Source organism: Halomonas huangheensis (assembly GCF_001431725.1).
GTDB classification, from domain to species: Bacteria; Pseudomonadota; Gammaproteobacteria; order Pseudomonadales; family Halomonadaceae; genus Halomonas; species Halomonas huangheensis.
In genome coordinates this window covers 2,308,101-2,331,335 of sequence record NZ_CP013106.1, presented here as the reverse complement: position 1 = coordinate 2,331,335, position 23,235 = coordinate 2,308,101, and the positions used below count along the sequence as shown (strand labels likewise).

General features: G+C 57.6%; 20 protein-coding genes. 13 read left to right on the top strand and 7 right to left on the bottom strand.

All coding sequences use genetic code 11. From position 1 onward, the window contains the following. Positions 1-56 precede the first annotated feature (56 nt). The 8 genes from ruvB to AR456_RS10280 all read left to right on the top strand — a co-directional run bounded on the left by ruvB (position 57) and on the right by AR456_RS10280 (position 7,082). Positions 57-1,085, top strand: a complete 1,029-nt coding sequence (gene ruvB / locus AR456_RS10315; protein ID WP_021817483.1) for a Holliday junction branch migration DNA helicase RuvB — start codon at positions 57-59, stop codon at positions 1,083-1,085. Positions 1,086-1,103: 18 nt separating this feature from the next. Further along, the gene (tolQ, locus tag AR456_RS10310; RefSeq protein ID WP_035587788.1) at positions 1,104-1,793 is read left to right on the top strand and encodes a protein TolQ; all 690 of its coding nucleotides are present in this window, start codon (positions 1,104-1,106) and stop codon (positions 1,791-1,793) included. Between the two features lie 13 nt (positions 1,794-1,806). Further along, complete coding sequence (tolR, locus tag AR456_RS10305) at positions 1,807-2,253, top strand: protein TolR (protein WP_021817485.1); 447 nt, start codon at positions 1,807-1,809, stop codon at positions 2,251-2,253. Between the two features lie 3 nt (positions 2,254-2,256). Further along, positions 2,257-3,471: a cell envelope integrity protein TolA gene (gene tolA, locus AR456_RS10300; RefSeq protein WP_056933002.1), complete on the top strand. Its 1,215-nt coding sequence runs from the start codon at positions 2,257-2,259 to the stop codon at positions 3,469-3,471. Between the two features lie 89 nt (positions 3,472-3,560). Further along, positions 3,561-4,811 (top strand): Tol-Pal system beta propeller repeat protein TolB, encoded by a 1,251-nt coding sequence (gene tolB / locus AR456_RS10295; RefSeq protein ID WP_051995688.1) that lies wholly within the window; start codon positions 3,561-3,563, stop codon positions 4,809-4,811. Between the two features lie 68 nt (positions 4,812-4,879). Next, positions 4,880-5,416, top strand: coding sequence for a peptidoglycan-associated lipoprotein Pal (gene pal / locus AR456_RS10290; protein WP_021817488.1), 537 nt, complete (start codon positions 4,880-4,882; stop codon positions 5,414-5,416). A 32-nt stretch (positions 5,417-5,448) separates the two neighbouring features. Beyond that, the gene (ybgF, locus tag AR456_RS10285; RefSeq protein ID WP_021817489.1) at positions 5,449-6,291 is read left to right on the top strand and encodes a tol-pal system protein YbgF; all 843 of its coding nucleotides are present in this window, start codon (positions 5,449-5,451) and stop codon (positions 6,289-6,291) included. Between the two features lie 14 nt (positions 6,292-6,305). Further along, entirely contained in the window at positions 6,306-7,082 is a 777-nt protein-coding gene (locus tag AR456_RS10280) for a YciK family oxidoreductase (protein ID WP_021817490.1), read from the top strand. Between the two features lie 157 nt (positions 7,083-7,239). On the opposite strand, the gene AR456_RS10275 is transcribed toward AR456_RS10280, so the two are convergent. Then, on the bottom strand, positions 7,240-7,923 hold the full coding sequence (locus tag AR456_RS10275; RefSeq protein ID WP_021817491.1) for an HAD-IA family hydrolase: 684 nt from the start codon (positions 7,921-7,923) through the stop codon (positions 7,240-7,242). Next, a complete protein-coding gene (gene ubiG, locus AR456_RS10270; protein ID WP_021817492.1) occupies positions 7,920-8,645 on the bottom strand; it encodes a bifunctional 2-polyprenyl-6-hydroxyphenol methylase/3-demethylubiquinol 3-O-methyltransferase UbiG in 726 nt (241 codons plus the stop codon). The genes AR456_RS10275 and ubiG overlap by 4 nt, the downstream gene beginning before the upstream one ends. A gap of 310 nt (positions 8,646-8,955) precedes the next feature. Between ubiG and galU the strand changes: the two genes are divergently transcribed. Continuing rightward, a complete protein-coding gene (gene galU / locus AR456_RS10265) occupies positions 8,956-9,849 on the top strand; it encodes a UTP--glucose-1-phosphate uridylyltransferase GalU (protein WP_021817493.1) in 894 nt (297 codons plus the stop codon). Positions 9,850-9,853: 4 nt separating this feature from the next. After that, positions 9,854-11,149: a nucleotide sugar dehydrogenase gene (locus AR456_RS10260; protein WP_021817494.1), complete on the top strand. Its 1,296-nt coding sequence runs from the start codon at positions 9,854-9,856 to the stop codon at positions 11,147-11,149. Between the two features lie 118 nt (positions 11,150-11,267). Here AR456_RS10260 and AR456_RS10255 read toward each other — a convergent pair whose 3' ends face one another. Continuing rightward, a complete protein-coding gene (locus AR456_RS10255; protein WP_021817495.1) occupies positions 11,268-11,846 on the bottom strand; it encodes a superoxide dismutase in 579 nt (192 codons plus the stop codon). Positions 11,847-12,125: 279 nt separating this feature from the next. Here AR456_RS10255 and AR456_RS10250 point away from each other — a divergent pair, with 279 nt between their 5' ends. The 3 genes from AR456_RS10250 to tamB are packed head-to-tail and all read left to right on the top strand — an operon-like array spanning position 12,126 to position 18,953. Beyond that, a complete protein-coding gene (locus tag AR456_RS10250; RefSeq protein WP_021817496.1) occupies positions 12,126-12,965 on the top strand; it encodes a hypothetical protein in 840 nt (279 codons plus the stop codon). 29 nt (positions 12,966-12,994) lie between these two features. Further along, a complete protein-coding gene (tamA, locus tag AR456_RS10245) occupies positions 12,995-14,860 on the top strand; it encodes an autotransporter assembly complex protein TamA (protein ID WP_021817497.1) in 1,866 nt (621 codons plus the stop codon). A 46-nt stretch (positions 14,861-14,906) separates the two neighbouring features. Next, positions 14,907-18,953, top strand: coding sequence for an autotransporter assembly complex protein TamB (gene tamB / locus AR456_RS10240; RefSeq protein ID WP_021817498.1), 4,047 nt, complete (start codon positions 14,907-14,909; stop codon positions 18,951-18,953). Between the two features lie 87 nt (positions 18,954-19,040). On the opposite strand, the gene AR456_RS10235 is transcribed toward tamB, so the two are convergent. The 4 genes from AR456_RS10235 to AR456_RS10220 form a co-directional block, all read right to left on the bottom strand. Next, positions 19,041-20,021, bottom strand: a complete 981-nt coding sequence (locus AR456_RS10235) for a hydrolase (RefSeq protein WP_051995681.1) — start codon at positions 20,019-20,021, stop codon at positions 19,041-19,043. Positions 20,022-20,023: 2 nt separating this feature from the next. Then, positions 20,024-20,953: a LysR family transcriptional regulator gene (locus AR456_RS10230; RefSeq protein WP_021817500.1), complete on the bottom strand. Its 930-nt coding sequence runs from the start codon at positions 20,951-20,953 to the stop codon at positions 20,024-20,026. A gap of 206 nt (positions 20,954-21,159) precedes the next feature. Further along, positions 21,160-22,215, bottom strand: a complete 1,056-nt coding sequence (locus AR456_RS10225) for an ABC transporter ATP-binding protein (RefSeq protein ID WP_021817501.1) — start codon at positions 22,213-22,215, stop codon at positions 21,160-21,162. Continuing rightward, positions 22,212-23,234 (bottom strand): ABC transporter ATP-binding protein, encoded by a 1,023-nt coding sequence (locus AR456_RS10220; RefSeq protein WP_021817502.1) that lies wholly within the window; start codon positions 23,232-23,234, stop codon positions 22,212-22,214. The genes AR456_RS10225 and AR456_RS10220 overlap by 4 nt, the downstream gene beginning before the upstream one ends. Between the last annotated feature and the right edge of the window lies 1 nt (position 23,235).

Sequence of the window (23,235 nt, the reverse complement as noted above, 5' to 3'; positions counted from 1 at the left end):
GCGCCCGCGCGGTAATACCGTGCAGGCGCAAGAGTCATTCAAAGACAGGGGGCAGCATGATTGACAGCGATCGGCTAGTCGCCGCGGATGTTCGAGATGGTGAGCAGCGCGTTGATCATGCCATTCGTCCTCGCCACCTGGCGGACTACATTGGCCAGCCGCGTGTGCGAGAGCAGCTGGAAATATTCATTCATGCGGCGCGTGCGCGCGAAGAGAGCCTCGACCATACCCTGGTGTTCGGCCCGCCTGGATTGGGAAAGACGACTCTGGCCAATATCATCGCCACCGAAATGGGTGCAGGTCTGACATCGACCTCCGGTCCTGTGCTTGAGCGGGCGGGAGACCTGGCGGCAATGTTGACCAACCTCAAGGCTGGTGATGTGCTGTTCATCGATGAAATTCATCGACTTTCGCCGGTTGTCGAGGAAATTCTGTATCCGGCAATGGAGGACTTTCAGCTCGATATTGTCATTGGCGAAGGTCCGGCAGCACGTTCGATCAAGCTTGATCTGCCGCCTTTTACTCTGGTGGGGGCAACGACACGGGCAGGGCGCCTGACATCCCCGCTGCGAGACCGTTTCGGTATTGTGCAGCGTCTTGAATTCTACGCCATCGATGAACTGACCGAGATCGTTTCTCGCTCAGCACGTCTGCTCGGAGTGGGCACTGAAGAAGGCGGCGCTCATGAAATCGCGCGTCGTTCGCGGGGTACGCCGCGGATCGCCAACCGCTTGCTGCGACGTGTGCGTGATTTTGCCGAGGTTCGTGCGGAGGGGCGTATTACCGCACAAGTCGCGGATGAGGCGCTCAACATGCTGCATGTTGACCATCACGGTCTTGATCATATGGATCGCCGTCTGTTGCTTGCCATGCTCGAGAAGTTTGATGGAGGCCCGGTCGGAGTGGACTCGTTGTCTGCTGCGATTGGTGAGGAGCGAGACACCATTGAAGATGTGATCGAACCCTATCTGATTCAGCAGGGTCTGATGATGCGCACCGCGCGTGGACGCGTAGTGACTCGTCAGGCCTGGCACCATTTCGGCATCGCCCCTGATGACAGGGCTGTTGATGCGACCACTGATTGACACGAGACGAGGATTCCCGTGAACGATTCCATGTCCATTCCACATCTGATCATGAACGCCAGCGGCGTGGTCCAGCTGGTGATGTTGCTGTTGCTGATTGCCTCCATTCTTTCCTGGGTGGTGGTCTTCCAGCGCAGCTTCGTGATGCGAAAGGCGCGCAAGGCTCACCGAGAGTTCGAGGACCGTTTCTGGTCCGGAGTCGACCTTAACGAGCTCTACCGTGAGACGCCAGCGGAACAGGAAACTCTTGGTGCTGAGCACCTCTTTCGTGCCGGTTTCCGCGAATTCAACAGGCTGATGCCCAAGACGCGTAGCCCCCAGGCAATTCTGGATGGCGTGCAACGCAGCATGCGAGTGGCCTGGTCGCGTGAGGAAGAGCGCCTCAACCTGCACCTGGTGTTCCTCGCCACGGTGGCCTCTGCTAGTCCATATATCGGCCTGTTCGGCACGGTATGGGGCATCATGGGCTCGTTCCAGTCGCTGTCCATGGCGCAGCAGGCGACATTGGCGACGGTGGCACCATGGATCGCCGAGGCGCTTGTCGCCACCGCGATGGGGCTGTTTGCGGCGATTCCTGCAGTGATCTTCTATAACCGTCTGTCTTCCGAATCCTCGCGTCTGCTGGGCAAATACGAGGATTTCGCTGAGGAATTCCATTCGATCCTGCATCGTAATCTGCAGGGCCGTTCAGATAGCGGCAACGACTGAGGGAGGACGATCGATGCTCGGACCCTTCAATCGTCGTGGGCGAAGCAAGCCCATGGGCGAGATCAATGTTGTGCCCTTCATCGATGTGATGCTGGTGTTGCTGGTGATCTTCATGATCACCGCGCCAATGCTCACTCAAGGGGTGAAAGTCGATTTACCTCAGGTTGCCTCCGAACCCATCGAGGACACCGAGAACAAGGATCCGATTATTGTTTCGGTGGATCGTGACGGTCAGTACTTCATTGCGTTAGGCGGTGACGAGACTCAGGTCAGTCTTGAGGAAATCAGCGATCGCGTAATCATCCTTCTTGAGCGCAATCCAGGAACGCCGGTGATGGTAAGGGGAGACCGCAATGTCGCCTACGGACAGATCGTCACCTTGATGAGCACGCTGCAGGTGGCCGGTGTTGAGAATGTCGGCTTGATCTCCGAACCTCCTCCCTCGGACGGTCAGGGGTAATACATGGCAAAAGGACAGCGTCGTCGTGTCAAGGCGCCGGGCGAAGGCTATGCGTTGCCTGCAGTATTGGCGGTTGGGCTGCATCTAGTGGTGCTGATCCTCAGCGTCATTGACTGGCCGACTTCTGAGCCGGAGACCCCCAATACCGCAATTGTGCAGGCGACTTTGATCAGCACGGAGACCACGACCGACCAGGCACAGCAAGCTGCAGAGGCTCGCACTCGCGCCGCCGAGCGTGCGGCGGAGGAAGCAGCAGCTGCGGAGGCGGAGCGTCAGGCACAAGAGCAGGCTGAAGAGCAGGCTCGCCAGCAAGCCGAGCAAGACGCTGAGCAAGAAGCCCAGCGCCAGGCGGAAGCCGAGAAACAGGCTGAAGCTGAACGCCAGCAAGCAGCGGAGCAGGCTCAAGCCGAAGCGGAGCGCCGCCAGGCGGAAGCGGAAGCAGCGCGTCAGCAGGAGGCTGAAGAGGAAGCGAGCCGTCAGGCTGCGCAGCAAGAGGCAGAACGTCAACGAGAGGCGGAGCGTCAGGCTCGAGAGGAAGCTGAAGCCGAACGTCAAGCCCGTGAGGAAGCTGAACGCAAGGCCGAGGAAGAAGCCGAACGTCAGGCCCGCGAGGAAGCTGAGCGCAAGGCCGAGGAAGAAGCCGAACGTCAGGCCCGCGAGGAAGCTGAGCGCAAGGCCGAGGAAGAAGCCGAACGTCAGGCCCGCGAGGAAGCTGAGCGCAAGGCCGAGGAAGAAGCCGAACGTCAAGCCCGCGAGGAAGCTGAACGCAAGGCCAAGGAAGAAGCCGAACGTCAGGCCCGCGAGGAAGCTGAACGCAAGGCCCAGCAGGAAGCTGATCGTCAGGCGCAGCAGGAAGCCGAGCGGGAACTTCAACGCATTATTGAAGGTGACACTGATGCAGTCTCAAATGCCGCCCAGGGAGAAGAGGCTGCCAATGGTTTTATCCAGACCGTAAAGGCAGCGGTTGAGCAAGCGTGGAATATTCCACCTAATGTGAGTGATGGAACCTCGGCAACTCTACAGGTACGTTTGGGGCCGTCGGGAGAGGTTTTCACCGTGACCGTAAGTCGGTCCAGTGGGAATAGCGGTTTTGATAATTCGGCTATCGATGCTGTTGAAGCTGCTGGTCCGTTTTCGGAACTGTTGCAGCTGCCCAGCGGGATACAGCGTGATTATCGTCAATTCAGTTTGAACTTCAGTCCAGGAGGCATTCGCTGATGAGAGTCTTGTTTGCGAGTTGGTGGGCAACCAGTGGCACAAGGAAGTCTGCCAGAGGGGGCGTCGTTGCCGTTCTGGCACTGTTGGCAATGTTGTCGGGTACAGCGGCGCAGGCCGATCTGACCATCAATATTACCCAGGGCAATGAGCAGGCAACGCCGATTGCCGTTGTGCCTTTTGCCAGTGAGGGCGGTAACCTGCCCGAAGATATTGCTCAGGTCGTTGCCGATGATCTCGAGCGCAGTGGTTATTTCGAGCCGTTGCCACGGTCGGCCATGTTTGAACAACCGAGCAGTGGTGATGACGTCCGTTATGGTGACTGGAAGGCGTTGGATACACGTTATCTCGTAGTCGGCAAGGTCACGCAGAACGGTGGGCAGTTGGAGATCCAGTATGAGTTGCTGGACGTCAATGGCGAGTCACGACTGATCGGTGAGACCGTCACCGGTAATGGCTCCAACCCACGGGCCACAGGGCACTACATTGCTGACCAGATCTTCGAGGAGATCACCGGGATTCGGGGTGCTTTCTCTACACGTATCGCCTACGTCACGTCCCAGGGAGTGGGTGATGACACTCAGTACGCGCTATATGTGGCTGATGCCGACGGCCGCAACAGTCAGCAGGTTCTGAACTCCGATGAGCCGATCATGTCGCCGAACTGGTCTCCGGATGGTCAGAAACTGGCCTATGTGTCCTTCGAGACCGAGCGTCCTTCGATCTACGTGCAGAATCTGGCCACTGGTCAGCGTGTCAAACTGACCGAGTTCGAAGGCCTCAATAGCGCACCGGCCTGGTCCCCGGATGGACGTCGTCTGGCCATGGCGCTGTCACAGGATGGTCAGCCGGAAATCTATGTCATGGATATCGGTTCGCGTAACGTACAGCGACTGACCAACAGCAACAGCATTGAAACCGAGCCCGCATGGTCACCGGATGGTCAGAGCATTGTCTTCACGTCAGACCGTTCGGGTGGCCCCCAGATCTATCGCATGAGTGCCTCAGGCGGCAGTGCCGAGCGTGTGACTTATACAGGCAATTACAACGCTCGTGCGCGTTTCTCACCTGATGGAGAGTCGCTGTTCCTGATTCATCGTGGCAACAACGGATATCAGGTTGCCAAGCAGGATCTGAACAGCCAGCGCCTGGTTGAGATCAGCGAGGCACAACAGGCTGAATCGCCCAGTGTCGCGCCCAATGGCACCATGGTAATCTTTGCCACTCAACAGGGTAATACCGGCGTGTTGGGAGCAGTAACCGCAGATGGGCGAGCTCAATTCCGACTCCCCGCTGCACAGGGTGACGTACGTGAACCTGCGTGGTCGCCATTTCTGAACTGATTGATTCGCTCACCCATAATAAACTGGTTAACGAATCGACTTTGATACATCAAGCAAGGAGTCATACGATGTTTCTGAAGCCCTATGCCCGTTCGCTGGTCGCTGCTGCTTCCCTGGCGGTACTCGCGGGTTGCTCCAGCACTGGCGGCACGCAGGATGGTAGTATGGACGGCACCGGCACTGCCGGCGGCGCCGGTACTGGTACTGCCGGAACTGGGCAGGTGAGCGGAACAGGTGTCAATGGTAGCGGCGCAGGTCAGATGGCCGGTGCTCAAATTCCGCAGAGTCGTACCATCTACTTCGACTACGACAGCGACAGCATTCGTCCTGAGTTCGAGTCGCTGGTCAACTCGCACGCTGCCTACCTCAGCAATAACCCCAACGCTCAAGTTGTCCTTCAGGGGCATACTGACGAGCGTGGTACTCGTGAGTACAACCTGGCTCTGGGCGAGCGTCGTGCCGGAGCTGTCGAGCGCTATCTGAACCTGCGCGGTGTTTCGCCGTCTCAGGTAGAGGTAGTCAGCTACGGTGAAGAGCGTCCTGCAGCGCGGGGCAGCAACGAAGACTCCTTCGCCCAGAACCGCCGCGTGGTATTCGCCTACTGATAGGCGGATCCCTCACGACACGGGAGTAATCGATGAAACACGGTCTCAAGAGACTGTGCGGCGCGGGAGCCCTGGTGCTCCCGTTGTCCGTCATGGTGTCAGCATTGGCATTGAGTGGTAATGCTCTGGCTCAGCAGTCAGTGGTCGGTGGCAACTCATTCTACGATCAAGCCGCCACCAGTAATCAGCCCGGTGGTAGCCTGCAGTTGTTCAACCAGGTGGAAAGTCATTCCCGGGAATTGCGCGAATTGCGTGGTCAGGTGGAAGAATTACGTTACCAGCTCGAGCAATTGAAGCAGCAGAGTCGTCAGCAGTATATGGATCTGGACTCGCGGCTATCGGAGCAGCCTTCACGCAGTGCACCTGCGGCCAGCTCTGGTGATAACGACTCTGGGAATAGTGATTCTGATAGTCGTGAATCCGGTTCCAGCTCACAGAATTCCAGTGGTGGCGATAACGCTTCTCGCGGTGATTCCGGGAACTCCAGCAGCGCCAGTGGCGATGCGCGTGATGCCTACCAATCAGCCTTCAGCAAGGTTCAGGCACGTGACTTCGACCAGGCCATCAGTGAGTTCGATGCTTTTGTCGAGCGTTATCCCGATACCTCGCTGACAGCCAATGCCTGGTATTGGCTGGGTGAGCTACACACTGCCCAGTCCTCCCCAGGCGAGGCAACAGCCGCCTTCGAGAAGGTCCTCAGCGATTTTCCGGACAGCTCCAAGGTACCGGATGCCATGTACAAATTGGGTATCCTGAAAGCACGCAATGGCGATGAGGATGCTGGTTTGGCGTTGTTGCGCTCGGTAAAGGAAGACTATCCTGACAGTAACGCCGCGGCACTGGCTGACGGCTATCTGCGCCAGTCTGGCGCCTGACATCAGGAGCGCGCATGAGCAGTTGCAGGATTGACTATCAGGCCGCGCCGGATCTACTCAGAGACAGGGTGATTCTGGTGACCGGTGCTGGCGATGGTATCGGTAAGGTTGCGGCGATGAGTTTCGCTCGCCATGGAGCAACGGTGGTATTGCTCGGTCGCACGACCAGCAAACTCGAGAAGGTCTACGATGAGATCCTCGCGGAAGGTGCGCCGAAACCGGCGATCATTCCACTCAATCTCGAGGGCGCCACGCTCAAGGACTATCACGACATGGCCGAGGCGTTGGACAAGGAGTTCGGCCGTCTCGATGGCATTCTGCACAACGCCAGTCTGCTGGGCCGCATCACCCCATTCGTGCAATACAATCCTGAGCTCTGGGAACAGGTCATGCAGGTCAATATCAATGGCCCGATCTGGATGACTCAGGCGCTGATTCCGGTATTGGAGAAGTCAGCGGATGCCTCGGTGGTATTCACATCGTCCAGCGTAGGGCGCAAGGGCCGTGCTTACTGGGGGGCATACTCGGTGTCGAAATTTGCTACCGAAGGCTTTGTCGAGCTACTGGCCGATGAACTGGAGCACCTTGGCACCGTTCGAGTCAACTCGTTGAACCCGGGTGGCACCAGGACCGCGATGCGCAAGTCGGCCTATCCGGGAGAGGATCCCTTGTTGTTGCGCACTCCAGAAGACATCATGCCAACCTATCTATGGCTGATGGGCCCGGATAGTCAGGGGCACAGTGGTGAAAAGTTCGATGCTCAGCCTCCCAAGCCATCCAGTGGGGCTTGAGTTCACAGGGCTTGGCAAAATAGGGCTTGAGTTCACAGGGCTTGGCAAAATAGGGCTTGAGTTCACAGGGCTTGAGTTAATAGAGCTTGGAATAGCCCTGAGTAAAGATTGCGCCGGCATTGCCGGCGCTGGTGGATCACTCTCTCAATCTCAATTGTCAGGCAGTGATCCGAGAAGAAGAGGGTAGTAGTGCCTCAACCAGTGCCTCAGTACTGTCAAACCACTGATCGGCTGGCCACTGTCGATAATCATCATTTTCGGCGATATAGCCGTAACCCACTGCAATGGCAGCCATGCCGGCAGCACGTGCCGCTTCCATATCGCGGACATGATCACCGATATACCAGCACTCCTCAGCCGTCACGTTCATCCGTCGAGCCGCTTCCCATAGCGGTTCCGGGTGTGGCTTGCGCAACGGCAGGTCATCGGCACACAACAGGGCCTCGGGGGTAAGTTCAAGAGCTGCCACCAGCGGCTCTGCATAAATACGGGGCTTGTTGGTCACGATGCCCCAACAACGTCCTTCGCGGCTCCAGTGTTCCAACAGTCGCTCCAGCGGGGCAAAGATCTGACTTTCAGCGGCAACAGACTGGCCATAGGCGTCGAGCAGAAACTGTCGTGCCTGCTGGTGGCCTGGGTCATCAACTTCCAGCCCCAGCGCCAGTTTCACCAGCGCGCTGCCACCATTGGATACCTGAGCGCGAATATGCGCGTAGGACAGCTCTGTCAGACCATGATGCTGTCGCAGGGCGTTGGTGGCCCTCGCCAGGTCCGGCGCGGTATCCACCAGTGTTCCATCAAGATCGAAAAGCAGTGCTCGTGGCGAGGCCTGTGTCGTCATTCGACCTCCCTGCGGGTATGCATCAAGTAGTTGACCGCGACATCTTTCTTGTCAAGGCGGAAACGGCGAGTCAGTGGGTTATAGACCAGGCCACTCTGCTCATATACCCGTGCCCCGGCATTGCGACACCAGAGTGCCAGCTCCGAGGGGCGGATGAAGCGCGCATAATCATGAGTGCCGCGCGGCACCATACCAAGTAGGTATTCAGCCCCCAGAATGGCCAATGCATAGGCTTTGGGGTTGCGGTTGATCGTTGACAGCATCAGGTGGCCACCGGGTTTGAGCAGGCGTAGACAGGCCTTGATGACCGATTCGGGATTCGGGACATGCTCAAGCATTTCCATGCAAGTCACGACATCGAATTGCTGCGGCATTTCCTCGGCCAATTGCTCGACACTGACCAGGCGATAATCAACCTCGATGCTCTGGCTTTCGGCATGACGACGACCAGCCTCCAAAGCTGCTTCCGATAGATCAATACCAGTGACTTTCGCGCCACGATGGGCCATGGATTCGGCCAGAATTCCGCCACCACAACCCACATCCAATACCTTGCGGCCTGCAATGTTGGCGCGGGCATCGATGAAGTCGAGGCGCAGGGGGTTGATCTCATGGAGTGGTTTGAACTCACCTTCACGATCCCACCAGCGATCCGCTAACGCAGAGAACTTGTCGATCTCGCTGTGGTCAACGTTGTCAGTACGCATGTTCGATACAGTCATCTGTGTCTCCGGGGCTACCCATTTATTCACGGGGTAGAGGTACATACCCTGTTGCAAAAAGCTGTGACAGAAAGCTGTGACAGAAAGCTATGAGAGTAGGCATCGCAGCAAGCGTCGATGCAACTCTTGAGGTGTAGTATGAGCGCGACAGATGTCGTACAACTCCGTCTCCACTAGCCGACAGCTTCTGATGCAGGGCACTTGTTCAGTATGATGCGCTATTCTACGCATTCCCATCCCCGGTTTCCCATGACGGTGATGAGCATGGACATAAATTCGACTGAATGACAGAAAGGAAGGGAAGTATCCTATGATTCGCAAGGCCGTCCTCCCCGTCGCTGGTTTCGGTACTCGCTGTCTGCCGGCATCCAAGGCGATTCCGAAGGAAATGATCACGATCGTTGACCGGCCAGTGATTCAGTACGTTGTCCAGGAAGCCGTAGCCGCCGGTATTCGGGATATCGTTCTGGTGACACATGGCACCAAGAGCGCGATCGAGAACCACTTCGACAAGCATTTTGAGTTGGAAGCCAGCCTCGAGGCCAAGGGCAAGACCGAGTTGCTTGAGGAACTGCGCGCCATAGTCCCCGCCGATGTCAATATCATCAGTGTCCGTCAGCCTGAGCCGCTGGGCCTTGGCCATGCGGTGCTCTGTGCACGTCCGGTGGTGGGCGATGAAGAGCCCTTTGTGGTATTGCTGCCCGACGTGCTGGTCGACGACGAGGGACTGTCACGCAACGATCTCGCTGGCATGATCAGCGCCTACGAGAAAACCGGTCGCGCCCAATTGATGGTTGAGGAAGTGCCGCGTGAACTGGTCCACAAGTACGGTATCGTTGCTCCCCGAGGTGATGAGCCGGCTCCGGGTCAATCCTGTGAACTCAACGGGGTCGTCGAGAAGCCCGCGGTAGAGGATGCTCCCTCGACGCTATCGGTAATCGGTCGCTATGTCTTGCCGGGGCGCATTTTCCCGATGCTGGCTGAAACTGCGCCAGGCGCCGGCAATGAGATCCAGTTGACCGATGCTATTGAGCAATTGCGTCAGGAAGCTGGGGTCGACGCCTACCGGATGCAGGGCAAGACCTTCGACTGTGGTCACCAGTTGGGTTATCTCGAAGCCATTCTGGCCTACGGTCGTCGTCATCCGCGCTATGGTACTGGCTTCGTTGAGTTGCTCCAGCAATACGCTGCTGAAGAGGACTGAAGTCATGCGCGTGATGATTCACGGCAGTGAACTGTCAGCGGCAACTGCAGCGGCGGCATTATCCTGGGTTGGGCATCAGGTTTGCTGGCAACCGCTGGGTAACACCTGGCAGGAGTTGCGCGGTAGAGGCTGGCTTGTTCGAGAGCCGTTGTTGACGCAACACATCGAGGATGCACTGGCCAATGGTCGTCTGCGTATCGATGAACAGCAGAGCCTGTCCGGCTCGCCCATTGATGTGCTTTGGTTGGCATTGTCTCCTGATCAACGCGAGGAAGCTACACGCGTTGTGGAAGGCTCGGCCGAGCGCCTGAGCCCTCAATCGATCTTGATCAACAACGCGACTTTCCCGGTTGGAGACACCGAGCGACTCGAGTCGCTGGTAGCCGATAGGGGGACGGTTGCCGTTGCGCTACCGGATACTCTTGAGGAAGGACGTGCCTGGGAAACCTTTACTCGTGCACGGCAGTGGCTACTGGGATGCGATGATGATCGCGCAGAACGGCAAGTGCGAGAACTCATGCGTGCCTTCAATCGCCGCCATGAAGTGTTCCAACGTATGCCTCGCCGTGCTGCGGAGCTGACCAAGCTGGCAATCAACGGCATGTTGGCTACACGCATCAGCTACATGAACGAGATGGCAGGGCTGGCGGATACGCTTGGGGTCGATGTCGAACATGTGCGTCAGGGAATGGGCGCGGACCCCCGGATCGGCTACGAGTATCTCTATCCGGGATGTGGGTTCGGCGGGCCCAACTTCAGTCGCGATCTGATGGGACTGGCCGATGTCCAATCCTCGAGTGGTCGGCATTCAGAACTTCTCGATCAAGTGCTCGAGATCAACGAGCACAAGAAGGAAACCCTGTTCCGCAAGCTCTGGGCTCATTTCCACGGGCGTCTGGAAGGTCGCCGTGTGGCGATCTGGGGAGCCGCTTTCAAGCCGGGAACTGCGCGCATAGATCAAGCCCCGGTGCTGACGCTGCTGCGAGCACTCTTTGCTCAGGGGGTTCATGTGCGACTGCACGACCCCGCAGCGCTTCCGGCAGTACGTGAGGCCATCGGTGATCATCCATTGCTGACACTATGCGAGGGAGACCCCCTTGTTGCCTGCGAGGACGTCGACGCCCTGATGCTGGTGACCGAGTGGAAGGCTTATTGGAACCCTGATTGGGAAGCCTTGAGCATGCGTCTTTCGGGGCGTCTGGTACTGGATGGCCGCAATATCTATGACCCGCAATTTGTGGCGGCTCAAGGGCTTCACTATCGAGGTATCGGGCGGCGCGCAGACCCACGGGAGCATTGAGATTCCTGTATTGTCTGGCTGAAACCCAACGCGGCGCTCAATGAGCGCCGCGTTGGGTTTCCAGTTGCACCATGTTTCCGAATGCTGGTCTTGCCTTCAGCAGGTTCCGGCTAGACACTCAACCGTTGTTCAAGGTTACAAAATCCCAGTTGATCAGCGTGCTGATGGCGTCCAGATAGGCGTCACGATTATTCTGGAAGTCGAGATACCAGGCATGTTCCCAGAGGTCTATGCCGATCAGCGGCTTGATTCCTTGTGCTAGCGGTGCCTGCCCATCGTTGGTGGTGATAATTGTCAGCTGTCCGTCGTGGTTTCTGATCAGCCATATCCAACCGCTGCCGATGTGTGCCAACGCGCTGGTCTTGAAGGCCTGATGGAATCCTGCGAGAGAGCCAAAGGCTCCATCGATATCGGCCTTCAGTTCAGCAGCTGGTGTTGTATTTCCCCAAGGGGTGAGACAGTGCCAATAGAAGGCATGATTCCAGACTTCTGCGGCGAGATAGGCTATTTCGTCATCAGTGGAATCAAGCAATTCTTCCAGAGAATCGGCAGTTGGGTTCAGACACTCCAGCCGTGTGTTCAGACGCTGGATGCAGGCCAGGTGATAGCCCGAATAATGGGCGTCCACCATCGCTGCCGATAGATGAGGCTCGAGAGAGTGGCGATCATAGGGCAACGCCGGGAGCTCGAAGCGCATGCAGGCTTCCTCGTGTATTGCGGATGTCAGAGATAGCGGTCGCAGACAATAGCGCCATGGCCAGTAATTCGCCAGCAACAGTTTGAGACATGTCAGGAATTGTTCGGCCTCGAAACAAATGAACGTACGATTTGATGCCAAAAAAACTTACACTATCAGCAATCTGGTGATCTTCCGAGCAACAGTGGTGGAATAGCGGCAAGAAGCACCGGCAGGCATGGAGAGCTCAGGCCTGAGTCATGCAGATAGATCTCGAGGTACTGGAATGAGGAGAACAGAATGGCACAGCCACCGGACACTGGGCAGCGTCCACGGCCGATTGTGGCAGATCCTGGGGAGAGTGTATCCGCCACTCGCTACCTCCGTCCGAGAGGACCACGCGTCTGGCCGCTGTGGTTACTGATCCTCGTGCTGTTGGCTGTAGTGTCGGCTGGAGGATGGTTTGCCTGGCAGGAACGCCAGCAATTTCAGCATGAAATTGTCCGCCTCAAGGCAGATATCTCCAATATGCATGCGCGTTTTGATTCCCAGGACGGAGGCAGCGACATCATCAAGGAACTTGATCAGCGTCTGGACCAGCTTGATACCCAGCAGGAGTCGCAATCAACTGTGCTGAGTCAGTTAAAAAGCCAGATGGATGCGCGACATGCCGAGAATGCACAACAGCTGGCAGCAAGCGTTCAGGACCTGAATGACGCCCAGGTAGATATCAATCAGCAATTGGCCACCCTCAACACCACTCTGACCGCGACACGTTCATCGCTTGCAGCCGTTGAGCAGTCGGGTAATGCCGCCCGTGGCGCGCTGGGTTCACGGCTTTCACGTTTGGATGATGCACGTGAGTCGATAGCGGGTCGTCTGGCCTCCTTGACCACGCGGGTGGATGAGGTCGTAGGCCGTCAGGACAATCGGTTGGGCCAACTGGTTCCACGCATGGAATCCCATGATGAAGAACTGGAAAGTCTTTCCGGCGACATTGATGCTGTGAGTCAATCATTGGAAGATGACCGGACGCAGAGCAAGGCTCTTGAACAGCGTCTGGATGACCTGGCATCACAGGTAAACGAACTGAATCGCAACCAGTTGGCCCTGACGGCTCAACTCGAAGCGTTGCGTTGAACGGCACCACCGTCAGGAAAGCGAGGATTATGGACAATCGTCAGCCCTTACGAGGGAAGTTGCTGTACTGGGGCTCGGCTCTGATGATGCTGACCGTTCCCGTGTCCGCGGTGGCTCTCGATGCGAAGATCGAGGGTATTGAAGGGGACATGGCCGATAACGTCGAGATCTACCTGAAGAACCTCGATGGCGGTGTATATAGCATCAACCGCTTGCGTGCGGAGGTCTTGAGGCTGACTCAGGAAGCCATGCGAGTCTATGGCTATTACGAGCCACAGGTCGAAATCCAGTTCGACAGCGAAGAAGATCCGGAAGAAGTAGCATTGCTCATCAACAAGGGAGAGCCGGTTACTCTTGAAGTCATCGACTTCTCGCTGAAAGGCGATGCTGCCAGTGACGAACCATTCCAGCAGGCCATTGACGACTATCCTCAAGAGCTCGGCGATGTACTGCTGCATGAGCCCTATGGAAGTCTCAAGAGCCGCTTGCAGGCGCTGAACATCGAACGTGGCTACTTCGATTGGCAGTTTACTGATGAGCGCATGGAGGTTCGTCCATGGGCCCACAGTGCGCGCCTCTATCTGGGCGTGAACAGTGGGCCGCGCTACCGCTTCGGTAATGTATCGATCAAGGGCAATCACATTCTGGAAGAGCGCCTGCGTAACCTGGTGCCATTCGATTATGGCGATCCCTATCTCGCCAGTGACGTCGCCGAGCTGAACAATAATCTCGGCTCCACAGAGTGGTTTGGCTCGATCAGCGTGCGCCCGCGCCTGGATCGCCAGAAGGGCGCGTTGGCGCTACCGGAGCACGATTCCTGGTGGTATGCCCTGGATGTCGATGGCATCTCCGAGCCTGTACAAGGCCCCAGGGTCAGTCGATCGGCATTGACCTCAGCGACGTCGCTGTATGCGCCGGAGCACCCCTATATGCCGGTTGATGTCGTGGTTACACCCGCGGACCGACATCAGTTTCAGACTGGTATTGGTTTTGCCACGGATGTCGGGCCAAGGCTGCAGTTTTCCTGGGACCAGCCCTGGATCAACCGCTATGGGCATAGTCTCGATCACAAGCTTTATCTGTCAGGACCGGATCAGCAGTTCAGCGGTACTTACAATATTCCACTGGATGACCCGCTTCGCGATAGTTATCGCCTGCAGTATGGCCTGCGCAACCAGGATATCGAAGATACCGAAAGCTTCGAGAGCACGGTCGATTTCGGTCGACGTTGGGAGTTTGATAATGGCTGGGAGCAGGTTATCTACTTGCGTGCCACCTATGAGGACTTCACGCAGGCCGATGAATCCAACCAGGTATTGCTGTTGTACCCCGGTGTGCAGTGGTCCCGGACCCGCACGCGTAATCCGCAGTTTCCCTCCTGGGGCGATCGCCAGTCCCTGAACCTGCAGTATTCCAGCGAATCCTGGGGCTCAGACGCCGAGTTCTTTCGCATGACCGGCGATACCGCATGGATTCGTATGCTGGGTGACGACAATCGTTTCATCGGTCGTCTGGGAGTCGGCATGATCGAGACCGATGATTTCGCCAATATTCCGCCATCTCTGCGTTTTTTCACTGGCGGCGACACCACGGTCAGGGGGTATAGCTACGAGTCTCTGTCACCCGAGGATGATAACGGCAAGCTGACCGGTGGTCAGAACCTGGTGACTGGCAGCATCGAAGCCCAGCGTCGCATCAAGGGCAAGTGGTGGGCGGCGGCATTCGTGGATGCCGGTGATGCCTTCGACGAATGGTGGCCTGATACGCTGAACAAGAGTGCAGGCCTTGGTGTGCGCTGGATATCTCCGGTAGGGCCGATTCGAGTGGATCTGGCACATCCGTTTGATAATGACGACAGCGTTCGATTCCATTTTGCCATCGGCCCCGAATTCTGAGCTGCGAGACATTCCTCGCGAACAACAAAGCTGACGAGAGCCCTTCATGAAGACAGGACGTTTTGCCTGGGCGCTGATCCGGCTGGTGATCTTCTTGCCGCTGTGGCTGGTAGGCCTGGCGTTGTTACTGGTTGGCCTGGTGCTCACTCCCTGGGGTACCAAATTTGCCCTGGATCAGGGCGCACGTATGGGCATGCTGCAATACGAGAGTGTCGAAGGCGCTCTGCTCGACAGCATGGATCTACAAGGATTTCGCCTCGAAGTGGGCAGTATTCGCGTCTCGGTTGACGACTTGTCACTGGCCTGGGCGGAAGACTGTCTGCTGCAGGGTCGCGTATGCCTTGATCACCTACGTGTCGCCGGTGCTGATGTTCGCATCGGCGAAAGTGAGGGCAAGGAAGAACCCGTCGAAGAAGAGCCTGCTGGTGACGGATTGACCCGTATGGAGCTGCCATTCCCGATCGAGATCCGTGAAGTTGGTCTTGATGATGTGACGATCTATCTTGCCGACGGCACTCGCCTTGAGTGGAAGAGCTTCACCACTGGTGCGATTGCCGAAGGGGGAACCGTCGCGGTCGAGCCAACCCGCCTCGCGGGTTTGCGCGTCATATTGCCGCTGACGCCGGGAGCGATGTTGGCGCTCAGTGCCTCGGAGCACGAGGGGCCTGTCATCAGTTCCGACGCCATCGATGCTGCTATTGATGTCAGCTCTCCCCTGGCAGCCGAGCTGCAAGGGCTCGCAAGCCGCCCGCTGGAAGAACGGCCTCGTATTGAACTGCCGGAAATCACTTTGCCGCTGGCAGTGGAGGTTCCCGAGTTGCTGGTGGAGGACGCTGCACTGGACGGTGCCGCGGAGTATGGTGTTGAGCGTCTCAACCTGTCGCTTGAAGCCCGCGACCAACGAGTCACCATCAAACCACTGGCCGTGTCATCGGTGGATGCCGACGCTCGGCTGCGGGCCGATGTCACCCTGAGCGGAGATTATCCGCTGAACGCCTTGCTGGAAGCAGATCTCTATCTGCCGCAGCGTTTCCCGGCGCTCGACGGTGAGCGGGTAGAGCTGCAATTGGGAGGCAGCCTTGGCGAACTTCAGGTTGACCTGAATCTCTCCGGCCCGGTCGAGTCACAGTTGACCGCTCGGGTCGACGCTCTGGACCCCACGTTTCCCTTTGAAGCCACTTTCACCAGTCCACGGCTGCAATGGCCTATGGAAGGTATGCAGCCAACGGTGGCCGATGGCTCCGAGGAAACGGCAGAGGAAACGACAGAGGGTGAGACTTCAGCTGACGAGGACCACAAGCCAGTCAGCGAGCAGCAACCGTGGATCATCACGGATATTGATATCAAGTCATCCGGAAGTCTGGTGGGGCATCAGATACAGCTGGCCCTGAATGCCGAAGGCCCTGAGCTGCCGCCTACACAGGTTGCCCTTGAGGGAGGCGGTGATTTCAAGCATTTCCGTTGGGCTCCGCTGTCGGTGAGCATGGACGCTGGAAAGCTGATTACCGAAGGCGAAGTGAGCTGGGAAGATGGTATTGATGTCAACGCTGATCTGAATCTGGATTCCGTCAATCCAGCGCCCTTTGTCGAAGGCCTTGAAGGTGATCTCAGTGGTGAAGCGCAGGTGGCTTTCCAGTTGGTCGAGAATGACTGGGAAGTTGAAGTGCCTGTGCTGGATATTCATGGCAGTCTCGATGATCGCCAGCTGTCGCTGCAAGGCGAGCTGTCCGGCAATAGCGATATGCAGTGGAACATCAAGGACTTCGATTTCCGTCAGGGCGACAATCGCATCACCCTCGCGGGACTGATCAGTGAGTCGCGCCTTGATGTCAACGGCCAGATCGACCTGCCGAAGATGGCTGAACTCTATCCGGGGCTGGCGGGCAGCCTGAATGGCAGGATCGATGCCGGCGGTAGCCTCAAGGCGCCACAGTTGGATGTGGCGTTGGAAGGTTCCGGCACTGGCTTCCAGGACAACCGGGTCGGTAGACTGAATCTGGTCGCCAGGGTTGCTGGCCTTGAGGATCCCACGCTCGATATTCGCCTGGATGCCGATGCCCTTGAAGCGGGTGGTCAGCAGTTCAACTCAGTGGCACTGACACTCGATGGTCGTCTCTCCAACCATCAACTGGCACTGGATGTGGATGGTAACGATGACGGGCCGCTCAATAGCCTGACGTTGGCAATGGATGGGGCGATGAATGCGGCACGTGATCGCTATCGCGGCACTCTGACACCACTTGAGATCGTCGTGCCGCAAGGTCGTATCACCCTCGACCAGCCGCTGGCTTTCAATGCCAATATTGCGCAATCTTCCGTCGAAGCCGATCCGTTCTGTCTGCGTCGTGAGCAGGGCGGCGCTGTCTGCATTACCGAGCCGCTGAAGGCTTCTGCTGATAGTGGCCGGGTTGTGCTGACGATCAATGAACTACCGATGGATCTGGTCAACGAGTCACTACCCGATGGCTGGAGCATCGATGGTGACACTCAAGCCGACTTGACGGCGGGCTGGTCATCGGGCGGCAGCCGCTGGCAGGCACAGGCGGATATCGACAGTGATGTCAGTGTCACTGGCGTCGATGCCTACGGCAAGGCATGGACTGTACCAGCAACGACACTTGCCTTGCAGGCTGACGCCAGCGAAGCACGTATTGATGTCAATCTGGATGTGGGGCTCGCCGATAATGGTGATCTCGGTCTTGACCTAGCGATCAATGATCCCATGGGCAACGGCGCACTCGATGGTCAACTGAATATCAGTAATGTGCGTCTTGATCCATACCGCCCACTGGCCACTGGTGTGGACGAGCTTGAAGGAGCACTCAATGGCAATATCACCATTGCAGGTACTCGTGCGGCTCCCAATCTCAGTGGTGACATCAATCTATCGAGTCTGCGAGTACACGGAGTCGACATCCCAGTGGCGGTGACCGACGGCGACCTCGATATCCGTCTCGCCGGTGATCGTGCCGATATCTCCGGTTACCTCAATGCCGAGCAGGGACGACTGAATATCGATGGCGATGCCACCTGGCCACAAGGTAGTTGGGAAGCCAATGTGGCGTTGTCGGCGGTACAGGATCCGCTGTTGGCCACCATGCCTGCATTCGGTCGTATCAAGTTGGCTCCGGACCTGACCATCCGCGCCACTCCTTCGCTATTGCGTGTCAGGGGCGATGTGACGATCCCATGGGCGCGTCTCGAAGTCGGTAAGCTACCGCCATCAGCAGTGGCACCCAGTGGTGATGAAATCATCATCACGCGAGAGATGGATGAGGCTGCTCGCGAAGCCAATGCAGCAGCCGCAGAGGCTGAACCGGGCGCCTCGACAGCGCAAGCCATGGCCGATGCCGGTATGGCGATCGATATTCGTGTCAACCTGCGCCTTGGTCCTGACATGAAACTGGAGGCCTATGGCCTGGAGACCGAGCTGGAAGGCAATCTCGAGGTGCGCCAGGTCAATGGACCTCTGCAGCTGTTTGGCGACGTCAATCTTGTCGATGGCCGCTTCCGCGCTTACGGTCAGGACCTTCAGATTCGTGAGGGCACCATCATCTTCGGTGGTGCACCGGCGCAACCTCTGCTCGACTTCGAGGCTATCCGTAATCCGGCCAACACTGCTGACGGCGTCATTGCCGGTCTTCGAGTGACAGGTGTCGCATCCCAACCTGATCTGGAAATCTTCTCGGAGCCGTCGATGGATGAGACTCGAGCACTGTCCTATGTACTTACCGGTCGCGCACCGGAAGATGGCGGCGGTGGTTCCGGCGGTGCTCTGACCTCGGCCTTGATCGGGATTACGCTCGGCAAGACAGGCGGCGCAGTGGGAGCCCTGGGGGAGACCTTCGGCATTGAAGATTTGAGTCTGGATACCTCGGGTAGTGGTGACGATAGCCAGGTAGTGGTCAGTGGCCGTCTTACCGACCGTCTCGAGGTGGGCTATGGCGTAGGTGTGTTCTCGCCGATTGCCGAGCTTACCTTGACCTACCAGCTATGGCGCGACCTGTATCTCGAAGCAGTATCTGGATCGTCTCAGGCAGTGGATCTGATCTATACCTTCAGCTTCCCGGGTAATCCCCCCGATCTTGATTAATCGATAAACAGACGCCCGACCTGAGAAGGTCGGGCGTTTTGCATACAGGAGGCCATAAAGTGCTTTTCTCGGAAGACAGCGTCCGGTTCAGCCTCCAAGAAACTGGATCGTTCGTTCTTCAAGCCAAGGAGTGTAGCGCCAGCCACTGCCACGCATGAAGCCGACATGTCCTCCATGACGGCTGACTTCCACTTTCAGCTTTGCTGAACGGCGTGGGAAACGCTGTAGAAGATCCGCCGGCATGAAGGGATCATCCTCGGCATGTACAAGCCACGTAGGCACAGCGATACGGTCGAGCACCGGTCCACTCGAGGCCCGCGTGTAATAGTCTTCGGCATTGGCGAAGCCATGCAGTGGGGCGGTGATGATGTCGTCATAGTCTCTTAGGCGTTTGACTCTGGCGACCTGCTCCGCGCTGGCCTCGAGTGGTAGCTCGCCACTCACTAGACGGGGAATCACCTTGCGCTTGAGTGACTTGAGAAGATGGCGCTCATAAACCCTGGAAAACCCCTGGCTCAGGCGTTCGGAGCAGGCAGCGAGGTCCAGAGGGGCACTGATCACCAATGCCGAGGCAATACCGAGCACCTCACTGCCGGGTTCGGCAAGCAGCCTGAGTAGCATATTGCCACCCAGCGAGACGCCACAGACCCGCAAGGGCGCAAGAGGATAGCGGCGGCGCAGTTCCTCAAGCACCACTCGGGCATCACCGGTATCACCGCTATGGTAAGCGCGAGGGCGGCGATTGGGCCGCGAGCCGCAGCCTCTGAAATGCATGATCAGCGCTCGGTGACCGACGTGTGCGGCCGTGCCAAGAATGGCGGATGCATAGGGCGAAGCAATGCTGCCTTCCAGTCCGTGAAACATCACCAGAATCGGCGCCTCGTCATCCTGTGGCTCAGGGCTTACCCAGCCCAGCTCCACTTCATCACCATCAGGCAGGTCGAACCACTCGCCGCGCCAGACGAGTGGTGGGGGCCGCAATATACGCGGCAAAAGCGTTTGTACATGAGGGTTACGAATCAGCGACGGTGCACGGAACCCTGTCATATCCGACAATCGAGCAGTCATGGTCACTCTGTCATTCCTGAGTCTCTGCAGTGTTCCCGAATCTGTTGCCAGGCATCATCCACGGAAGCCCTTCCGGTGCTCAGGTGGCGATAGAGGCGTATTTCGAACTCAACATTCCAGCGTTGATGGCCCGCTGGCACCAGCTCTCCATTGGTCAGGGCGTTGCCCAGGCTGCGCTCTGGTAGCCAGCCGAGACCGTAACCCAGCATCACCAGTTCACGAATGTTGCCACTCTGGATACTCTCATTGAGTACCGTAAGCGTCGGGCAATCGCCAAGTCGATCAAGGTGAGCGCGTATGGCGGCGTCGATCATGCCGCGTGGATGATAGGCGATCAACGGTAGGGGGCCGGACTTGCCGTTATCCAACGCAAACCGTGGATTACCCTTGTCGTTGGGTAAACAAACCGGCATGAAGCGTTCACGGCCAAGTACCACGTACTCCGTCTCGTCATTGGCCAGTTCCAGAGGACTGCCGGATACTGGCCAGTAGCAGATAGCTATATCAATTTCACCGGAGGCCAGCGCGTGGAAGTAGTCTCCCATCAACCAGGCGGTGGCACGGAGATAGGGCACAAGCGGAGGCGGAGACTCCCAATTGGCCAGCCAATGTGGCAGAAAACTCGTCAGTAGTCCCTGAGGTGCTCCCAGGCGCAGTTGTCCTGCCTGTTCCTCTGCCATCTGCGCAAGACGCTGCCGAGCCACTTCGACACGGCGGGTCACGTCGTGACACATCCCCAGAAAGGCTTCCCCTGCGGGAGTCAGTGACAGTGGTAGAGTCTGGCGGTTGATCAGAGTTGTGCCCATCTCTTCCTCGAGCAGCTTGATGCGTCTCGAGAAAGTGGGCTGTGTCACATTCTGCTCTTCGGCCGCACGGGAAAAATGTCGTGTCCGAGCCAATGCCAGAAAATCTTCCAGCCAACGGATTTCCATTAGGGCCTCAAGTTACCTGCGTATTTGATTATTATGCCAGAACCTTAACCCACGCACGTTGTGCGTGGGTCCGTCTGGGTTACGTCCACATCAGTTACGTCCACATCAGTTACGTCAATATCAGTTACTGCAGTTATGTCAGTTGCATAAGAACACCAGAGGCTACCGATTGGCGCCTCTGGTGATATGGCAAAGGAGATGGCAAATCAGGTAAGACGGCCTTCCTCTACGCCATGGCAGGCAACCAGGCTACCATCATCAGTGGCGATCAAGTGGGGGATTTCCCTGCGACAACGCTCATTGGCTGATGGGCAGCGCCCGTGGAACACACAACCTGTCGGCAGGTTGACTGGAGTCGGCACCTCACCAGTCAAACGAATATGCTGTGGCCGGTCATCCTCGAGGCGTGGAATTGCCGACATCAGTGCCTGAGTGTAAGGATGCCGCGGTCGAGCAAACAGGGTTGCCGTTGATGCGACCTCACACACTCGCCCCAGATACATGACCGCAACTCGCGTACCGAAGTGTTCGACAACAGCGAGATCGTGGGTAATGAACAGGTAGGTAAGATTGCGCTCCTGCTGCGCTTCCATCAGCAGGTTCAATACCTGAGCCTGAATCGAGACGTCGAGCGCCGATATCGGCTCATCGGCAACAATGAACTCCGGGTCCACGGCCAGCGCACGCGCAATGGCAATACGCTGACGCTGACCACCGGAAAATTCGTGCCCATAGCGACTCCCCCAGTCTGGCGCGATGCCGACATCGGTCATCACTTCGGCCACCTTGTCCCTGACCTGCTGTGGACTCCAGTCGGCGTGATGCAGCCTGATCGGTTCTTCCAGCGTCTGCTGAATGGTCATGCGCGGGTTCAGCGAAGCATAGGGGTTCTGGAAGATCATCTGCATGCGTTTGCGATAAGGAAGCAGGGCACGCGAGTCCAGATGGTCGATACGCTCGCCGTCATAATGGATCTCACCGCCACTGGGGCGCAGTAGGCCCATTACCGTGCGTGCCACGGTCGACTTGCCGCAACCGGATTCGCCGACAACGCAGAGCGCTTCGCCGCGTTGGATTGTTAGATCGACGCCGTTGATGGCATGGACATGCGACTGTTCCCGGACAAGGCGCCCACGGCGAAACTTCAACTGCTCCAGGAAATCGCCCGATAGCGAGAAGCGCTTTTCGAGGCCACGAATCTCCAGCAGCGCCTCGCTGTGCTGCTGTTCCGGGGCCTGATCGACAGCTGCGGCTGCACTCATGATGGCTTCTCCTCAACGGGAATACGTTCAGCGTGCTGCATTTCAGCCACCATGTGGCAGGCGACTCGGCAATTGCCCGAGCTGACAAAGCCAGGCACCTCGTCAGTGCACGCCGCACGGGGTGTTCCTTCTGGTCGAGTGGCAAAGTCACAACGAGGATGGAAGGCGCAGCCAGTGGGTAGCTTGTTGAGTGATGGCATGCTGCCACGAATCTGGTTCAAGCGAGCGCCGGGTGTTGCCATCTGCGGCAGAGCGTTCATCAGGCCCTGGGTGTAGGGGTGCTGAGGATCATTGATGATTTCGCGTGTCGGGCCTTCCTCGATGACCCGGCCTGCGTACATGACCAGCATGCGTTGGGTGACCTGGCTGACCACACCGAGATCATGAGTGATCAACACCAATGCCACGTTGTGCTTTTCACACAGTTCCAGCAACAACGCCATGATCTCCGCCTGAATCGTCACATCGAGTGCTGTGGTCGGTTCATCGGCAATGATGATATCCGGATCCAGCAGGAGGGCGATGGCAATGATGATGCGTTGACGCATACCGCCGGAAAGCTCATGCGGATAGTGGTTGAGGCGCTTCTCCGGAGAGGGAATCTGTACCTGCTCAAGCTTGCGCAGGGAAATGGCCCGCGCCTCGCGCGAGGAGATACGACGATGTGCCTTGAGACACTCGATCATCTGCTCGCCAATGGTCAACACCGGGTTGAGCGTCATCATCGGATCCTGAAAGATCATCGAGATACGATGACCACGAACCTTGCGCAACGCTCGGTCGCTCATGCTGGTCAGCTCCTGGCCATCGAACGTGATGCTGCCGCCAGCGATATAGCCGGGTTTGGCGATCAGGTTCAACAGGCTGAAGGCGGCGACCGACTTGCCTGCGCCGGACTCTCCGACAATGCCCAGGCGTTCCCCGCGATCGAGGCTGAAACACACATCGCGCAGTGCCTTCACGTCACCCTGGCGCAGGGCGAAGCGCACATCGAGATTGTTGACTTCGAGTAATGCCATG